We start from the raw sequence: 1,923 nt of genomic DNA on the forward strand, positions 1-1,923 counted from the left end.
GGAACAGTTCCCAGCGCCACTGGTGGATCAGCGAGTGGAACCAGGTCATGATCTGCGTGATGCTCGGCTGCGCCTTCAGGTAGAAGCCGATGAAGCCGACGCTGCCAATCCACAACAGCGTGCGCGGAATGGAAATCCACGGCTTGCTCTTGCGCCTGGACATGCGCGCGAGCCGGTCGCGCTGCGAATACAGCCCGGCGGTGACGACCAGCATCAGCACGAAGACGGCAATCTCGAGCTTGCGGCCCAGCCACGGCTGTTTCCACGCAGCGACCGGGCGCTCCACGTGCGGGCGGCCACCTTCGAGGTAGCGGGCCGGCAGCCAGTATTCCTGGTTGAAGCGGGTAAACACGCGCGCGCCGTTCTGGCCGACGATCTTGTTGGCGAGGAATGTCAGGTCCCACGGCCAGGCCGGGTTGAAGGTGGCCGAGCGCACGATGAAGATGCCGGTTTCCTTGAATTCCGGCGCATCAGCCGGCTCCAGGTGGTACAGGTTCTCGTAGTCGAGGTCGCGGAAGGTGAACGAGTCCGGGTCCTGCCGCACCTGGATGCGGTCGTAGATGCCGCCGCGCACGAAGCCGGACCCCTTGAACGAGCCGGTGCCGTTGGCCACGACGAAGATTGCATGCTCGCCCGGCTTCAGGTGGCTCATCAGCCGCTCGTAGCCGTAGGCGCCGAGCACGCTCTTGCCGACGGTCGGCACGTTGAGGTAGCCGAAATACAGGTCGATGTAGGGGCTGCCGTTGCCGTCGAGGCCGACTTCCTCCGGCTGCACCTGCAGGTGGGCGACGCTGCCTTCCTTGACCATGGCCGCCCAGTTCAGCTGCTCGTCGAGTGCGGTGAAACGTGCGGGCGGCTTCGGCACGCTCTTGATGATGCCGACCTGGCTGGCGATCGCATAGGCGCTGCGCAGGATCGCCTGGTTCTCGGCGATGACGGTGACGGTGGCGCCGCTGACGCCGTCCAGGCTCTGCGTGTCGTTGCCGCCGGCGGTGTGGCCGACTTCGAGCTTGGCGTCGGCGCGCTGGCCGAGGTACTGGGCGATGAAGTTGACCAGCGTCGACTCGGGAATGCCCAGCAGCAGGATCGGTTCGGAATGCTTGAGGATGCGCACGCCGGTGATGATGCCCTGCGTGTCCATGCCGATCAGCGTGACGATCGGCTTGCCGGAATAGGCGGGGATGTCGACGATGTCGGTCGACAGGAACACGTAGCCGACCAGCTTCTTCTCGCCATTATCGGTGGCGTAGCCCTCCACGTACGGCGGCGAGCCCTTGCGCGTGGAGAATTCCTTCGCGCCCGGGAGGACGTCGGCGCACGGGGCGTCGGCACAAAGATTGGGCCCGTGCATCAGTTCGTCGCTGAGAACGGTCTCGTACATCGAGGCCCATGCCGCCTGTGGCGCCATCATGAGGCTGATGCCCGCAACGATCAGGGCGAATAGGCTAAACAGCAACCGTACGAAGGAATCAAAGCGTTTCATTGGGTCTGTTGAAAATTTAATCTGTAACGGGCGCATCCAACTACTTATTCACCGTTCCTGACTGAAAAGAAGGAGTTTAGTTCCTTCTGGAAATGTTTGCGCCGGAACAGTCAGCGGCACTTGTGGCGAACCATGCTGTTGTTAATGCATGCCTGTTTCTTTGTTCGCTGCCGATGCTGGCAGCCATGAAACATGGTTCTTGAATATCCCCGGGTGTAACCCAAAGAATGCGAAGTCTTTCCGGGCCGGTCTGGTGTATCGACCGGCCTGCGGATTGATACATGGTGTAAAACCTACCAGCACGATGCCGGCCGCCGCGGGAAGCAAAGGCATCCCGCGGCTTTCCTGCTTAAGCCTCTACCAGCAGACGGCTGCGCATTTCAAGATGCAGCGCGTGGCAGAAGTGCGTACAGTAAATCCAGAACGCACCCGGCTTGTCC

General features: G+C 61.9%; 1 protein-coding gene. It reads right to left on the reverse strand.

The genetic code is table 11. The annotated features are described in order from the left end of the window. On the reverse strand, positions 1 to 1,483 hold a 1,483-nt coding region (locus tag ACYVIA_RS22225; protein WP_460844480.1), incomplete at its 3' end, for an FMN-binding protein. Positions 1,484 to 1,923: the final 440 nt, after the last annotated feature.

Source organism: Noviherbaspirillum agri, assembly GCF_054780595.1.